The 16,744-nt window shown below is 39.1% G+C and carries 11 protein-coding genes and 1 pseudogene; 2 read left to right on the top strand and 10 right to left on the bottom strand.

Going from position 1 to position 16,744, the window contains the following annotated elements; translation table 11 throughout:
* The first annotated feature begins 84 nt into the window (after positions 1-84).
* On the top strand, positions 85-855 hold the full coding sequence (locus A3Q33_RS13365; protein WP_196797957.1) for a substrate-binding periplasmic protein: 771 nt from the start codon (positions 85-87) through the stop codon (positions 853-855).
* Positions 856-881: 26 nt separating this feature from the next.
* Here A3Q33_RS13365 and A3Q33_RS13360 read toward each other — a convergent pair whose 3' ends face one another.
* Positions 882-1,163: a hypothetical protein gene (locus A3Q33_RS13360; RefSeq protein WP_081180379.1), complete on the bottom strand. Its 282-nt coding sequence runs from the start codon at positions 1,161-1,163 to the stop codon at positions 882-884.
* A 116-nt stretch (positions 1,164-1,279) separates the two neighbouring features.
* Here A3Q33_RS13360 and A3Q33_RS13355 point away from each other — a divergent pair, with 116 nt between their 5' ends.
* On the top strand, positions 1,280-2,518 hold the full coding sequence (locus A3Q33_RS13355; protein ID WP_231295619.1) for an IS4 family transposase: 1,239 nt from the start codon (positions 1,280-1,282) through the stop codon (positions 2,516-2,518).
* Between the two features lie 697 nt (positions 2,519-3,215).
* Here A3Q33_RS13355 and A3Q33_RS13350 read toward each other — a convergent pair.
* From A3Q33_RS13350 to A3Q33_RS13315, 9 genes and pseudogenes are all read right to left on the bottom strand, one after another.
* Positions 3,216-3,905 (bottom strand): pseudouridine synthase, encoded by a 690-nt coding sequence (locus A3Q33_RS13350; protein WP_081182592.1) that lies wholly within the window; start codon positions 3,903-3,905, stop codon positions 3,216-3,218.
* Between the two features lie 201 nt (positions 3,906-4,106).
* Positions 4,107-4,565: a GNAT family N-acetyltransferase gene (locus A3Q33_RS13345; RefSeq protein ID WP_081180378.1), complete on the bottom strand. Its 459-nt coding sequence runs from the start codon at positions 4,563-4,565 to the stop codon at positions 4,107-4,109.
* Positions 4,566-4,663: 98 nt separating this feature from the next.
* Positions 4,664-5,773: an XdhC family protein gene (locus A3Q33_RS13340; protein ID WP_081180377.1), complete on the bottom strand. Its 1,110-nt coding sequence runs from the start codon at positions 5,771-5,773 to the stop codon at positions 4,664-4,666.
* Positions 5,774-5,918: 145 nt separating this feature from the next.
* Complete coding sequence (locus A3Q33_RS13335) at positions 5,919-7,526, bottom strand: HD family phosphohydrolase (RefSeq protein WP_081180376.1); 1,608 nt, start codon at positions 7,524-7,526, stop codon at positions 5,919-5,921.
* A 6-nt stretch (positions 7,527-7,532) separates the two neighbouring features.
* On the bottom strand, positions 7,533-9,749 hold the full coding sequence (locus tag A3Q33_RS13330) for a CHASE2 domain-containing protein (RefSeq protein ID WP_231295673.1): 2,217 nt from the start codon (positions 9,747-9,749) through the stop codon (positions 7,533-7,535).
* Positions 9,750-10,619, bottom strand: coding sequence for an MBL fold metallo-hydrolase (locus A3Q33_RS13325; protein WP_081180375.1), 870 nt, complete (start codon positions 10,617-10,619; stop codon positions 9,750-9,752).
* A gap of 28 nt (positions 10,620-10,647) precedes the next feature.
* Positions 10,648-15,294, bottom strand: coding sequence for a tandem-95 repeat protein (locus A3Q33_RS13320; protein WP_081180374.1), 4,647 nt, complete (start codon positions 15,292-15,294; stop codon positions 10,648-10,650).
* Positions 15,295-15,360: 66 nt separating this feature from the next.
* Positions 15,361-15,462: pseudogene (locus A3Q33_RS21145) on the bottom strand (Ig-like domain-containing protein); the annotation flags it as partial.
* Between the two features lie 2 nt (positions 15,463-15,464).
* Positions 15,465-16,739, bottom strand: a complete 1,275-nt coding sequence (locus A3Q33_RS13315; RefSeq protein WP_081180373.1) for a cadherin-like domain-containing protein — start codon at positions 16,737-16,739, stop codon at positions 15,465-15,467.
* Positions 16,740-16,744: the final 5 nt, after the last annotated feature.

Below are 16,744 nucleotides of genomic sequence, written 5' to 3'. Positions count from 1 at the left end.
TATTATTTTTAGCAATTCATTATTTAAATGGCTATGATTAAAGCTATTATCGCTGTTATTAAAGTTAGTGAGGTATTCAGGTTTATGAAGTTTTATTTTTCCATGTGTATGCTAACTTTAATGCTAGCGATAAGTTTTCCGCTTGCTAGCCAGCATTTACTTCGCACGTCCTACTACAGTCAGAATGTTGCACCACAACTATTCTTCGACGCTCAGGGACGCCCTATAAGCGGTATTCTTTTTGATCTTACACATACAATTGCTAATCGACTAGACATGCAGCTTGAGATGTTGCCTATTCCTCGCAAAAGAGTAGAACAATCACTGGAAACAAATGTTATCGACATGCATTGTGTTGCAAATCCTATGTGGTATAAATCAGTATACTTACAATGGAGTGACATGATTTATAACAATCCTGATATTTTGATTAACCGTAAAGGAATAACAGCCTTAACTAAATTATCAGAGTATAAGCAACTTAAAATTGGCACTACATTAGGTTATATCTACCCTGAATTATCAAGCTATATTGATAACGAAAACATACTCCCTGTCACGAGTATGACACCCGCTGACAGTTATGATAAATATCGTCAAAACAAAATATCTGGTTTTATCAGTGCATCTATTGAAGCATCTTATTTTTACAAAAATATTGAAGATTCAGTGATACCTATGAATGACAACGAGATCCATTGTGCTCTTTCACCGAGCTTGGACAAGGTTATCGTAAATAATATTAATGCGGTGATTAGTACTTTAAAGGTGACTGGTGAAATTGATAAAATATTAGATAAATACAGAAAAATACCGGAATCAAAGTTAGAAGTGATACAAGCTTTAAGCGACTAGTCGCTGTTATATAATGCCTTGTTTCGTTAAATTTTCACACAAATAGCAGATGCATTTGCTCTACGATCTTTGCGATCACGTGACTCTAACCACCGACCTCTATTAAGTGCTTGCTCCCTGCGTTCGTCGCCAGTGCGTCGTTCATTTTCAACTGATTTTTGTTCACTTATTTCTGCTTCGTCATGCTTAGGCGTTAACTTAGGCTGCTTTTTATCATGCGCCCGCGGTTGCTTTTGACGACTGTCTTTTGCAGAAGGTTCAGCTTTTGCCGTATAGCTAGCTGGCAGTAAATCAATTAAAACTTCCATTATTATTCTCTACTACCCTTTCAACATTAAGTACCACAGTACCTGACCTATCCCCACAAATAAACGATAAGAATCAATAAAATAATTTAAAAAGCAGGGAACATTCATGACGTTTAGTGATCAGATCTATCGCCAAACAAATACAACCAGGAAACGCCATGAATGTCCGCTCTATTTTGAAGAAAACAATTACGCTTGTCACCCCTAAAATGCACGCCCGTCGCAGAACTTCATTAATAAGTTCAGTTGATAGCTTATTAAATGGTGCCTCAGCCACGGTGACTAACCTTGGTAGAGGAATAAATTCTAAAGCAAAAGAAAAGCACCGGATAAAACGCGCTGATAGATTGTTATCTAACACCAATTTACAAAATGAGTCCTTTTCTATTTACCAAGAACTCGCCAAATACACGGTTGGCAAAGCCAAGCGGCCGATTATCTTAGTCGATTGGTCCGATTTAGATGAGTATAAAGGCCATTTCTTACTGCGCGCTACTTTAGCGTCACATGGAAGAGGTATATGTGTTTATGAAGAAGTGCACGACATTAGCACTAAAGAAAAACCCCAAACGCACATTAAATTTTTGAGCCATTTAGCAAAGGTTATCGATAAAGACTGCTGCCCTATTATTGTCAGTGATGCAGGATTTAAAACACCTTGGTTTCGATCGGTATCAGCTAGGGGCTGGGATTATGTAGGAAGAGCACGTTTGCCGAACTTCTATAGTTTAGATGATTCAAATTGGCAGAGCATTACCCATTTTTACAAACGGGCAACCACCTGTCCGACGTCTTATTCTGGGACCATTGCCAGAAGCAATCCTTTGAAATGTCGATTAGTACTTTATAAGCAGAAAAAGAAAGGAAGAAAAGATATGAATCAACTAGGTGCACCGAGGAAATCAAAAACCTCAAAGACTTATAGAAAGTCAGGAAACGACCCATGGCTATTGGCTACATCGTTGCCACAGGGGAAACAATTAGCAAAACGAGTCATGAAAATTTATCGTTTACGTATGCAAATTGAAGAAGGATTTCGAGATATGAAAAGTCATCAATTCGGGCAAGGATTTGAGTACAATAAAACAACTAAAACGAGTAGATTATCCATACTCATTCTATTATCAAGCATTGCGCACTGGTTATTAATGGCGATAGGATTAGCGACAAAAAATGAGAATAAACATAGGCAATACCAAGCTAACAGCTTGAAGAGTGACACAATACTATCGCTGCATTTTATTGGACTGCGCGTTGTTGCGGACAGGTATGCAAAGTTAACGATAAAGACGTTTTTAAAAGCGGTCAGGCAGCTCCACTTATTTGGTGGAGCTTATATCATTGAGAGACTCTGATATTTTGTGGGGATCGCTCAGCCACAGTACCGTTTATGGTTATACCAAGTTGATTACTTAATCGGCAGTTAATGCAAAAAGTTTAATACTTTTCAAGATAATCGGAAAGTTCTAAGCCCGTTTAATCATAAAATAACAGATCTCTATCAAACAACTAATAAATTTTGATTAGATTTAATTAATCGTTCACCTGTAAAAAATGAGTGTAGGTCGTCATTCATGCCATCAAATGTATGTTATACAAATTAATCAGACAATTAACTCAAAACGATGGGATAAATCCCAACCTACAAAAAATAAACACAAATGTTCGTAATTGCTCATTGTAGGTCGGCATTTATGCCGTCAAACGTATGTTATACAAATTAATCAGACAATTAACTCAAACCGACGGGATAAATCCTAACCTACAAATGAATGAACACAAATATTCATGATTGTTCATTGTAGGTCGGCATTTATGCCGTCAAACGTGTGTTATACAAATTAATCAGAGAATTAATTCAGAACGATGGGATAAATCCCAACCTACAAAAAATAAACACAAATGTTCGTAATTGCTCATTGTAGGTCGGCATTTATGCCGTCAAAGAGTCGCTACACATGATTGGTATAAGACCAACTTATAAGGGTAAGTTAATCAATGGAATCTAAATTTCTCCCTAAACCAACAATTTATTATTACAAAAATTGTTCTTTACAGAAAAGCTCCCACTTCTTCAGGGGTTAAATATCGCCATTCACCTAAAGGTAAATCAGCGAGTTTTACAGGTCCTATTTGCTCGCGATGCAAACCAACCACCTTATTTCCCACCGCAGCAAACATACGTTTAACTTGATGATATTTACCTTCGGTAATCGTAAGTAATACTTCTTTTTCTGCAACTTGCTCTAACTTCGCAGGACGAGTTAAACCGTCTTCACCTTGCAGTTGCACGCCCTGAGTAAACTTTTCTGCCGTATCGGCTTTTAAAGGGCTACGCAGCCACACCCGATAGACCTTCTCGCACTGCTTTTTAGGTGAAATTATATTATGTGACCAACGACCATCATCAGTTATTAATACTAAACCTGTGGTGTCAGCATCTAAGCGACCCGCAATGTGCATATCAAATGCTCTATCAACATCAATTAAATGTAATAACGACGGGTAAATTTCATCAACATTAGAGCAAATGGTATCAAGCGGTTTATGAAGAATAATATAACGAGAACTACGCGCAGTTAGCGCTTGGCCTTCAATACAGATGTCATTATTTTCATGCACTTGTGTTGCGGGATCTTTAATCGCAATGTCATTCACGGTTACTTTACCCATTTTGAGCAATTTTTTAGCTTCAGTGCGAGTAAGTTCGGTGCTTTTGCAAATAAATTTATCGAGGCGCATAGTCGGTAATGTCATTAAAAGATTGTGGAATAAAGGCGACGCTATTATCGCTATTTACATATTTTTAGCAAGGCTCGGTGCATAAAACTGCCGTTGCATTGTTTATAGAGATAAAAATTATAAACACAAAAGTTATAAAGAAAAAATCTGTAGTTACAAAAGTTATAAAGACAAAAATCGTTATATATCAGTCAAATCCCGTTAAGCCTTCACCATGTACAAACAGTTTTCCAAGCTTATTGCTTCAGGATATGATTGAAAAGTAAATCCAAGTTTTTGATAGCTTTTAATCGCACTGTCATTATGTTCCAAAACAAATAATGAACATGCATGAGTACCAAGTGCAGCTTTACCTTTACTAGACAATTGTTGAATTAAATACGCGGCAATGCCTTGGCCACGAAAACAAGGATTAATAACTAGCCTTCCTAAATGGCACTTACCAAGCCTATGATAATATTGTCCAAACCCTAGCAGTTCAGACTTTGCAGAAAGTAGCGAAAATGACGCTAATGTATCTAACTTTAAATCACACTTAAAAGAATCTAAGTCAAAGGGAAATCTAAAGTTGGGCCCTGACCAAGAACTCAATTCATCTGCTGTGGTAAACCACGACATCAGTTCAACTATATGTAGATCGGTTGGTTGAGATAAGTACATAGTCACCTTTAGCACTATTTCGGATAAGTAACTGACATGCCAGCAATGTTCATCGCAATGAACATTGCCCAAAATTTTCTAGCTGTGAATAAGCTAAGCTAGCTAACTTGGCTATTAATAAAGTGACCTGATAACGCCAAAGCACTACGATTATGTAATACGCTGTGACATTGCGCTAAAATAGACAAGGCGATTGACTCAGGTAGTTCACCACCAATATCTAGGCCTACAGGGCCATTAACATGGCGTGTCAGCCACGTTATGTCAGTAATTTCAGCAAGGCTTTCAACATTATGTCTTCTTTCCATGGGGCCTAATAAACCAATATATTTTTCGACCTTATTTTCATGTAATAAACGTAACCAAGCAGCGTCTAAATTTAAGTTATGCGTCATCAACACTGCGGCATCAAGTTGTTTAAATTGTGCGGTTTGAGAAAAGTCATCGGGATGAACTCTAAAAATATCAGCGGCATGTTTAAAGCTGCTGCTGCGCGCGTAGCTTGAACGATGATCAACAACCGTTACACGCCAGCCCATTTGTGCCGCCATGGTTACTAGTGGAATAGCATCGGAGCCACCTCCAAAAATCCATAAGTTAGTCGGCGCAGATATTTTAGTAAACGACAGTTCTGATTGCCCCACGACTATATTACTGTGGGCTTTATTTAGCTTGACCATTTCACCCAGTGCGTCATTTTGAATGCTTTCTTGTGCCGGATCTGTAGATATTAATAATTGCCCTGCATGATCAAATAAATCTATCGCATTTAATGACTTTTGCGTTGGCTCTGCTGTTAAAAATGTCTGCTGTAGATAGCTAGTTTCGCCCGTTTGCATACGTTTAAAAAGCATTGCTAGCAAACCTTGATGTGCTGCGGTGACATATTGCAGTAATACGCCTATTTTACCTTTACAACCTACGCCTAGCTCTGCAGCATAACCGTCCTCTTCAAGCATATCGTATTCCACATAATGGGCTTGTTCGTTATCGAAGACTTTTTTAGCATGTAAAACAATATTGGCTTCTAAACAGCCACCACTGACTAAACCATGTGATTGACCTAAGTTATTTACCAGCATAATAGCGCCGGGTGAACGATAACTGGACCCCTCTTTGTTCACTATAGTGGCGAGTACCCAGTTAAGTTTATCGCTGTGACTTAAGTAATATTCAAGTAAGGAGTAATGGGAATGGTTGTTGAGCAAGGAAAGTCCTTAAAAATTTGGGTTAATCGTTTATCGGTACAAGGAAAGTTATAGAGGTTAAGACTTGTAGTTCAAGATGTCTAGCCAATATTTATAGTATTATATCTATAGCATTATATCGACTAGACAAACATTAAATCAATATTTAGCTTAGCAGCGCTTCAATATCAAATTCATCAAGTTGTTTAGGGTCAGCAAAGGTAATAATGTATTGCTCGTACACTTTAGAGCGAACAAAAATAGCAAATAAATCAGCATCAAGATGATTGTTTTTTGCCATGCTGCTCATTATTTTTAAACATTCACTAACCGGTTTTGCACTTTTGTAAGGTCTATCAGCGGCAGACAATGCTTCGAAAATATCAGCCAATGCCATTAACCTTGCTGGCACCGACATTTGCTCTTTCGTTAAACCGCGAGGATAACCTTTACCATCCATCGTTTCATGATGACCTAAAGCGTACTCTGCCACGTTGGCAAGATGTTTTGGAAAAGGTAAGGCTTCAAGTATATCTAGCGTGACGTCCATATGTCGTTGGATTATTTTTCTTTCTTCATTGTTTAATGTGCCACGTTTAATACTTAAATTCGTTATTTCATCGGTTGATAACAGCGGTTGCTTTACTTTATCAATAATTATTTCGTATCGAGCAGAAATGGTGTGTATATTTTGCTCTTGTTCATCGGTTAAAAACTCGCCACCGACGTTAACTTTTTGTAAAAATGCAGTATCTAAGTTTAGTTGTTTTTTAGCTAAATCTCTTCCACGCTCTAGTTGTTCAACTTCAATGGCTTTACCCGCTTTTAATGCCGTGATCATTTTCTCTTGATATTTAAGGTCTATATCACGACTCGCAATTTCTAGCTTAGCGGTAACATAGTGAATACGGTCAAATATAGTTTCTAATTTTTTCGATTTTTCCATTACATGATCTGGCGTGGCAATTTTTCCGCAGTCATGCAACCAACCCGCGATACTGAGTTGATGTCTTTCTTGTGCTGAGAGTTTGAAAGAGGCTAAAGGCCCTTCATTATAATCGCTTACCGCGTCGGCAATCATCAAGGTGAGTTCTGGCACGCGCTTACAATGCCCGCCTGTATGAGACGATTTAGCATCAATCGCTAGTGCGATGGTTTTAGCGAAAGACTCAAACAACTGCTGCATATTAGCGATAAGCGCTTTGTTGGTTAAGGCAATAGCGCCTAAAGAGGCAAAAGATAATATTTGTTGCTCAACTTCAGTTGAAAAGCTGATAATTTCTGAATCGTCCATGGCATTGATCAATTGGATAACGCCAATAATATCGCCCGTATGATCCTTCAGCGGAAAGGTCAGCATTGATTTTGTACGATAACCCGTCGCTGTGTCCATTTTTCTTGCGGCACTAAAATCGAATGGCAGCGCATCGTATACATCTTTGATATTGATCACTTCACCGGTATTCGCAGCATGTGCGACTATCGCAGAACGGTTGGGTTGGTTGTCGATAAATAGCGGAATGCCAGGGAAATTAATCGGCGAGTCAGAACTTCCACCAAGATGAAGTTTCAAACTTTTATTGTATATAGTTCGAAACTCTAATTCTTTTAAACCATTGACCAAATAAATAGAACCCGCATCGGAATTCGACACTTCAACCGCAGCTAAAAGTATCTTTTCCATTAGCAGGTCAGTGTTTTCTTCTTTACTTAATTGAATACTAATATTTAGTAAATGCTCGAAAGCAGCTTGTTGTGATGATTTATTTGTCATAATGAATTACTTACTTTCATGGGTATATACCCCATCCCAGTCCGTTGCATCGACATTATCGATAAGATTAACAATTCGTTCTATTAATATACTATAAATTGTTATTGGCAAATTAGCACTTTGTTTTAATTGCATAAACATTTCTTTCGCTTCAATGAAATTACCAGTCAGATAATGTTCCATAGCGGTTTCATGTAATAAAACATCAGCTTTAGTAGCATCATTTACCTCTGTGTCAAAGCCTATAGGTTGATATATTTCAACCGCGGTGTGCTTGCCTTTAACTTTAATTCTATCCATTTTTCTACAGATAACACCCTGCTTAGTAATATCTTCAAAAGTACTGCTTGATACTAAAATATCGACACCATAATATTTTGTTAACGACTCGATCCTCGCACCTAAATTTACTGCATCGCCGAGTACAGTATAAGCTTTTCGGTAAGAGGAGCCCATATCCCCAACCACCATTTCACCGGTGCTTATTCCAATACCTACGCGAATTGCAGGCCAGTTTTTTTCCTTAAATCGCTCACTCAGCACTTCGGTCAGGGTAATTAATTGCATCGCACTAATAACCGCATTAACCGCATGGTTTTCATCTTCTAGCGGTGCATTCCATAGCGCCATGATCATATCACCCACGTATTTATCTATTGTCCCTTTGTTGTTGAAGATAATAGCGGTTGCTTCAGATAAGTATTCTTTGAGAAAGTCGCTCAATTCTTCAGGGGTAAATTGTTCTGACAAGGTGGTGAAATCTCGTATATCGGCGAACAGTACAGACATTTCTTTACGCTCAGTTTTTAACTCTACACCTTTAGCTGAACGGATCATTTTCTCGATATACGCTGGCGGTACATATTGATCAAACATACTTTTAATTTTTTTACGATTGGCATTTTCAGAGACAAAACCCACAGCACCGTAATAAATCGTTAATAACGTTATCAGTAATATTATTTGAAATAATGGCAAGCTAACTTTCAGCGCCGACCAGCAATACCAATTAAAACCAATGTGTAAGGCAAAGCTAAGTAGACTAATGATTAAAATTCTCATGGGGCCTTGGCTGGCCATTAAAATCGACAAGGTAAAGCCCGTTAATAGCAATAAGGTAAAAATAATAGCTAAGGTAATATCAAGCTCAACAGGTAGTATTTCTGGGTGAATAAGCCCTTCAAATACATTAGCATGCACTTCAACCCCTGGATATTGCACGCCAACTGAGGTTGTTCTCAAATCAGCTAAACCCACTGCCGATGTACCAATAAAGGCGATTGAACCGTCTAATACATCTTGCGCTACGCGATCATTTAAAACATCGGTGGCAGAAATATATTGAAAACTGCGTTCACGCCCCTTATAAGGGATAAATATTTGCCCTTTTTCATTGGTTGGAATGAAGTGATTACCGAAACTTAGCCCCTGTAGCCAGGTTGCATTACCAGAAACTTTACTTTTGGCTTCAATATTATCTGCTAAGGTATAAACACGTGCCGCCTCTAAGGCTAAAGAGGGGTATAACTGGCCTTTGTAATTCAGTACTAGGGATGCCTTGCGAATAAAGCCATCGCTTTCAGGTACCGAGTTAATAAACCCTGCACCCGTTGCAGCTGACTGTAACGTTGGTATATTACCCAGCACATGCTCAAAGGAGGCTATTTCAGATAATTGCCCTTGCGCATAAGACCAGTCAATAACAGGCTCAGGTAATTGCCCTGCTGTTTGCGCGCGATCATCAAATAAAAACCCTAATACAACTTCCGATTTGCTCAGCGTTTCTGCAAACTCTTGATCAAAATTAACCGAATCAGTCAGTTGTTTTATTTGCTCTCGGGATTGCGCTCCCAGGTGTTCATTTTTACTTAAAATGACTTCAACAGCATTTCTTTCTGGCTCTGCAAAAAAAATATCGAATGCGACTACTACAACACCAGCATCCATTAATTTGGTGACTAGGTCGCTTACTTTGCTTCGACTCCAAGGATAGCGCCCTTGTTCTCGCATACTTTTTTCGTCAATATCGATAATGATAACTTGCTCATCAAATTGTCGAGGCTCTTGTGATAGCGTGGCCAATAAACGGGCATCATATAAAATACCTTCAACGCGCTGCAAAAATTTTTGAACATTATCGACACTAATATAATTTAACCCCATCACTAATAAGGTGATGGCTAAACCTACTAGAAAGCTTTTCGAGCGGAAGCTAGTGATCATTTATGGCGTTACTTTTACTTGCTGTGCAGTGTTTTTTTTTGCTAAGTCGACAACTGTGCCTTCACGCGCACAAAATATGTTGAGCTTATTGTTGTACTCAACTTGTAACTTTTGCTCTTCAAATAAAAGTTCTTCGTCGGTTCGGGCAGGATCGTGACTAATGATATATAAATTTTTTACTTTTGCTTCGCACGCCAGCCTTGCTACTTCGCTAAACGTACTGTGTCCCCAGCCAAGCTTTAAAGGCAGGTCGGCTTCAATATATTGCGCGTCATGAATTAACATGTCGGCGTCAGCAATAAATTCAAGCCATTGCTGCCAAGAAGTATGTTTTACGTTAGGGGCATTTAATTCATTGTCAGTAACATAGGCAACCTTTTTACCTTCTGCCATTAAGCAATAGGCCGTGCCACCGTCAGGATGATTTAAGCGTTGGGTGCTCACTTTAAAGCCGGGAATTTCAAAATGGCTTAACTGTGATTTTTCAGCATCAACTTTAATATTAGCCGGTAATTGCTGAAATTTAACCGGATGGGTCGACCCTGACATCTGGGTTAATATCGCATCCTTATCATCACAATCAACTTCACCTGGTACAATAACTATATCTCTTTCAGCCTGAAATATAGGCTTGAAATATGGGAAGCCTTGAATGTGATCCCAATGATTATGGGTTAGTAATATGTTGATGGGACCCGAGGTTTTTTCTAATCGATCGCCTAGCGCGATAATGCCAGTGCCAGAATCTAAAACCACATCTTCGCCAGTTTCTAAACAGATATAAACACAAGATGTGTTACCACCGAATATCAGGGTATTCTTACCCGGTGTTGGGGTCGACCCCCTAACACCGTAGAATTCTACTTTCATACAATCAGTTACCGCTTTAGAAAAAAGGTTAATTTAATGTGTAATGGCTGATATCAATATTGTTCTTTTCTGTTGCGCCTGTATAACACTGACCTGCTACAACAAATGAGCTATTATTGATTAAGACAATAGACTCTAAATTTGCGGCATTTGAACAAGTAGATGATCTAAAATAGCCATTATAATCAAATGCATTATCTAAACTACCATCGGGTTTGATGCGTCCGATCATTTTCTTTTTTCTAATTAAATTAAGGTCACTGTAGCCAACCACTACAATATTATCATTACTATCAATAGCAGCATTGGATACTCCTGCCTCAGCGTCCAACTCTAGCAATGCGCTCATATCGAAAAGCGCTTTGCCGTCACCAGAGAAACTGTTATCGAGTACGCCTGAAGTATTTGATTTTACAACTATAAGTTCCGCTGAATCACCTAAGTCATTGCCAATCCAGTACAAGTCATTTTTACTATCAAAAAGTAATTGCTCTACGCTTTCATCGATCCCCGAATTTGTATCAACCGTTACAGCATTTTCAAGTGCTCCTGTTACTAGATATTTAGCCATTAACAGGTCTTTGTCGCCACTTAGGCGATTACCACCGGCATAAATATTGTCGATACCATTAGTAACATCAATAACAACTGTCAAATAATCATCAGTATTAGCGCCAATAACATAGCCTTGCGTGCCTAAAGTATTAAATAGCGTATCAAGTAAACCTGCAGCGGTTAAGCGTAAAACAAAGGCACTGGTACTGCCGCTTTCAAAGTTACCTACGGCAATAAGCCTTTCTTGGGTATCGGCTTTAACTTGATTAAATTGAGTGTTGGTCGCAATTATGGCCGAGGTGGTATAAATGCCATTAGTCGCAAAACTAGTATCTAATACGCCGTTTTGATCAATACGGGCAACAAAGCCATTAGTACTGATACCTTCAGTGACATTGCCATAAACAATAAAGTTGCCGCTAGCTAATTCAAACAAACCTTTAACCGTGGCACTGGTACCTATTATTAATTGCTTATGTCCGTCGCTATCAAACGTAGTATCTAATTGGCCTGTACTGGTTAGCCTAGTTAAAATGATACGTTTATTGGTTGCATCATCCGCAATTGAAGCGGTTAAGTATTTACCAACTTGCACGCCTGCTTGAATTTGAATAACTTGTGCTACGGTATCGTCTGACGGTGTACTGGAACCGATTATAGTATTTTTGCCGCTTATTATGTCATTACCTGTGAATAGATTACCTTCACCTGTCACCGTACTAATAACCATATTGGTACCACTACCCGATTCAACGTAGCCTGGAATCCACATAGTTCGTGTATTCTCTATACTCATTGAGCCTGCAAAAGCATTATTATTATAGTTAATTATTTGATAGCCATTAACACCATAATTAGTATCTAAAACACCAGTATCGCCTGCAACACGTGAAGTAAAAGGCTTACTTGTTCCGTCAAATAGCGTACCACTTAAGTACACTTCATTACCCGTCTCTGCAACACCGGAGAACTCAGCATATCCGGTGCCTGCTCCTGCGTCACCGTCAACATCATAAGTAGCAATACCGTTAACACCAAAACCAGGCACTTTAACGGTAAATTTATCTATTTCGAGAATAAAGCCTTCTTTGTTGTCATTTGCTAACACAGTTGAACCCACCAGAAAAGCGGTGTGAGTTGATTGATTGATTCCACCTATAGCGCGAACGTCATCATCTTTACCTAGCCCACTGATGTCATAAGGCATTGGTACACTGTTATTAAAGTTCACGTTAATACCATCAGCATGTCTAGGATCAATAATCCAAGCGTAAACGTCGTTATCACCATTAGCCGTCAATACATTACCTGCGATCATAATCTCTTGATTGTGCGGGTTATATAATGCAACGGCTTCATCATCAAGCCCTGCACCACTGACATCTAAAATAATGTGTGGCGAATAAGTAGTAGTATCTATAATAGTATCTTGAAAATCACCATTTTCATTTATACGAATAACTAAAGTATCAGCATCAGTACCTTGCACTTTACCGACAGCAACAATCATAGGTTCAAGATCAGACGCTAATGTTGTTACCCCTTGCAAGGTAGGAAGCGGCATGTTGACAGCGTTATTAATCGAAAAGGTTTTTTGTTCAACAGTACAACGAAGGCCACTATTAGCAAAGGTTGTGTCTATCGCACCAAAACTATCGATCTTTAAAAAACAAACTTCGGTATAGGTACCGTCATCAGTGTCGAAAACAAGGTATAGATTGCCAGAAATTTCGGCAATTGCTTTGCCGTACTCTTGTGCACCAAAATCAAATACTTTTGAACCATTACTATCGAAAGTGGTGTCTAAACTGCCATCTGTGTTGTAAGCCACAACATAAACATCTTTATCTACGTTATCGATAGTGCCAATAAAGTACATTTTTGTGCCAACATTTATAGAATTATTAAGCTGTGCTTGACCGATAGAGCCTGATAGTTCTAATAAACCAAAAGCTGTGCGACCAAAGTTTGCATCTTCGATGATTGCGGCCTCGCCCAGTATGTCGAGGATAGTAATGCTTACGGCAACATTGGAAGACTCAGCAATAGGGGTACCATTGTCAGTAATAGTTGCTGTTAATGCATGTTGGGTATTAGTTTCAAAGTCTAAAGGAAAAATGCCTTTTACTGTGATAACGCCGCTTGATGGGTCGATTTGAAACAGGCTAGTGTCACCTGAGGTAAGTGAATATACCAGTGTGTCATTCTCTATATCGCTGGCGCTAATGGTGCCAACTATGTCACCCTCGGTTGCCGCTTCATTAATGCTAAAAATATAAGCGCTTGCATCTACATTGGGATCTGGCACTAAAATAGGTGCATCGTTTACCGCTTGAATATTAAGGTCTACAGTCACGACTTCGCTAGAGGCAGTACCATCAGAAACCGTATAGCTAAATTGGTCTGCTCCAAAATAATTAGCAATAGGTCTATAACTGAATGAGCCGTCAGCATTAAATATTAAACTACCGTTGGTGCTTACATTAGAGGTAAGCACAACCGTTAAACTATCACCATCAACATCACTAGCACCACTTAACAAGTTATCGGCATCATTTGATAATTTGCTTAATATCAAATCTTCATCAAAGGTGAAGCTCTTAGTATTACTCACTACCACAGGAATATCATTAACCGGACTAATAGTTAATGTGACTTCACTGGTTTGTAAACTTTCACTCACCCCGTCACTTACTTTATAACTAAATTTAATATCACCAAAAAAATCGCGTGTGGGTCTATAAACGAATGAGCCATCTGTATTGAGCGTTAAATTAGCATCACTGGCTGAGGCTAATATCACTGATAAGGTATCACCATCAGCATCACTGGCATTACTTAATAAGTTATTGCTCGCGTTAGCTGCTACCGATAAGGTGCTGTCTTCTATAAAGCTAAAGCTTTTATTCCCTAGAAGAACGGGCAAATCATTAACCGCAGAAATACTTAAGGTTACGTTCGCTTGTGCTGTACCACCATTTCCATCCATTATTTGGTAGGTAAAACTGTCAATGCCACTAAAGTTAAGGTTTGGAGCGTAAGTGAACGAGCCATTACTTTTTAGCGATAACGTACCGTTACTTACATCCTTCAATGGCTGGGTATTTAACGTAATGTTCGCTGTAGTCTTAGCTACATTAGCTAACGGTGTGGTATTTACTGTTAACGTATCACCATCAACATCGCTATCATTGGATAACAAATTGTTATTATCGGTGACTAAAATATTCAGCCCGGTATCTTCAAGAAAATTGTAACTGTCGTTTAAGGCTATCGGTGCATCATTTATCGGTAATACGGTCAGTACTAATGCACCTGAGCTGGCAGCATTAATGTTATCCGTCATGGTATAAATAATATTTATTTGCCCAAAAAAGTTCAGCGCGGGGGTAATATCAAGCTTGCCATTTACAATCGCTGCCGTGCCATTTTCAAGACTAACCGAGACTAAGGAAAGCGTATCTCCTTCTTTGTCGATGTCGTTCGCCAGCACATCAACCACAATGCGGGTATCTTCATTTGTCGTGGCAATATCGTTGACAGCGATAGGGCTGTCATTTAACGGCACAACAACGATATTTACATTCGCGGTATTAGTTAGGCCTGATGCACTGATCACTTGATAAGTAAAACTATCTGTACCATTAAAATCAGCATTGGGCAGGTATCTAAAGCTGCCGTCTTCGGCTAACACTAAAGTCCCTTTTTGTGGTGAGTTTACCGGCGTTGTATTAACTTTCAGTATTGCGTTATCGAAATCTACGTCATTAACCAAGAGTCCGGTTGAAACGCCAACAACTAACTCTACATCTTCTTCGGTTAAGTAATTATCATCAAGCGCAATCGGAATGTCAGCCGAAGGGTTGATAGTAATTGTGACAAAGGCCTGTGCTATTTGGTTTGCTGAGTTGCTTATCTGATATTGAAACTGATCAACGCCGACAAAGTTACTATTGGGGATATAGGTAAACGTGCCATCTAAGTCTAAACTTAATTGACCGTGTTGAGGCTGAATAAGCAGGCTTTCCAGTAATGTGAATGGTAAACCGTTTGGATCACTATCATTAGCTAAAATACCTAAATCAACCGAAGCAATAACGAGTGTATTGTCTTCATCCACTTGATAAGTATCATTAAGTGCAATAGGCGGTAGGCTACTTCCGTTCGGTAATATAGTGACAGTCGCTGTTGCCGTGCCTCCCTTGCCATCAGTTACTTGATAAACAAATTGGTCATTTTCAGCTAATACGCCAGCAGATTGGTAAGAAAAACTGCCATTGGCATTAATAATTAAGGTACCACGCTGAGGGGGGTGATAGCTCGAATTGTAACTTGCAGATCATCGCCGTCAATATCAGAATCATTACTTAATAAATTAGTATCAGCGGCAAGAATATTACCACTCGCATCAACTGCGTAAGTATCATCTACAGCAACCGGGTTATCATTTATCGGTAATACTGTAAATATAGCCGTGGCTTCAGCTGTTGCACCTTCGCCGTCAAGAATTCTATAACTGACCGTATCTGTACCGTTAAAGTTTAAACGTGGCTTATAAGTAAAATTGCCGGCTTCGTCAAAATCTAATGTACCGTTAAATGGTTGAAGTATAATACTGTCAAATATGACGACTTGTCCGTCAGGGTCCACATCATTATCTAAGACATTAACCGTTAACGTTTCATCTTCGTTAAGCTCATAATTATCATTATTCGCGATGGGCGCTAAGTTAGCGACACCGCCAAGTTTAGCAAGCGTGTAAGGTTTAGATTTTCCACTCTCACCGCCGTTATCTATACCGGTAACGAGTAAATGATAGTTTTTGCTTTCATCCACGTCAGTAAACTGCGCGGTTGTGCCATTAATGGCAAGTTGTTGTATACCGTTATCAAGCTCGATGGCATTTGACGACGTTATTCCAAGCGCTGTAGCGGCGTATAAATTATAACGCTCGAGTGCAGAGTTACCTGACCATGAAACAGAAACCACACCGTTCTCTCGGCTGGCACTGATGGCTGAAATTTGAATAGGCTGCCAATTTACACTGAGTGCATCAACAACAGCGCTGTTGCCTAAACTGTCTTCAACAACAAGTTCAATACGTAAAGCACCCGCGATTTCATTCGCAAATTGCGGATTAAACCCCGTAATAGTTGCTTGAAAATCAGGTGTACAATTTTCAGCACATAAAACAAAGCTTCGCTCTGCGTTTGGCAAATAAAGAGATACTTTATTCATCACATCAGTGTCTGAAGCTGTTACGCCTATAGTTAAATTACCTTCGACTTTGCCATTTGAATTTGCATGTCTTAGTGTGCCAATGGCATTAGAAAAGCTCGTGCTAACCGTGCTATTAGTTACACTCTGTGTGCCAGCCACTTTTTTTGCCACAGAAAGGGTTACGCCAGACTGCCCAGCTAAGTCTACCGTGATTGTATCGGATGGCTGAGGAACTGTTATTACAGGTGTTACATTGATAGGTTCACTTGACGATTCAGACTCTCCGCCACCACAAGCTGTTAGGCTCAATAAAGCTGTAATATATATACATCTTTTAATATACATTTTTA

The organism is Colwellia sp. PAMC 21821 (genome assembly GCF_002077175.1).
Taxonomy (GTDB): Bacteria; Pseudomonadota; Gammaproteobacteria; order Enterobacterales; family Alteromonadaceae; genus Cognaticolwellia.
Note: the sequence above shows the minus strand (reverse complement) of the source record. Positions and strands in the feature narration are given on the sequence as shown.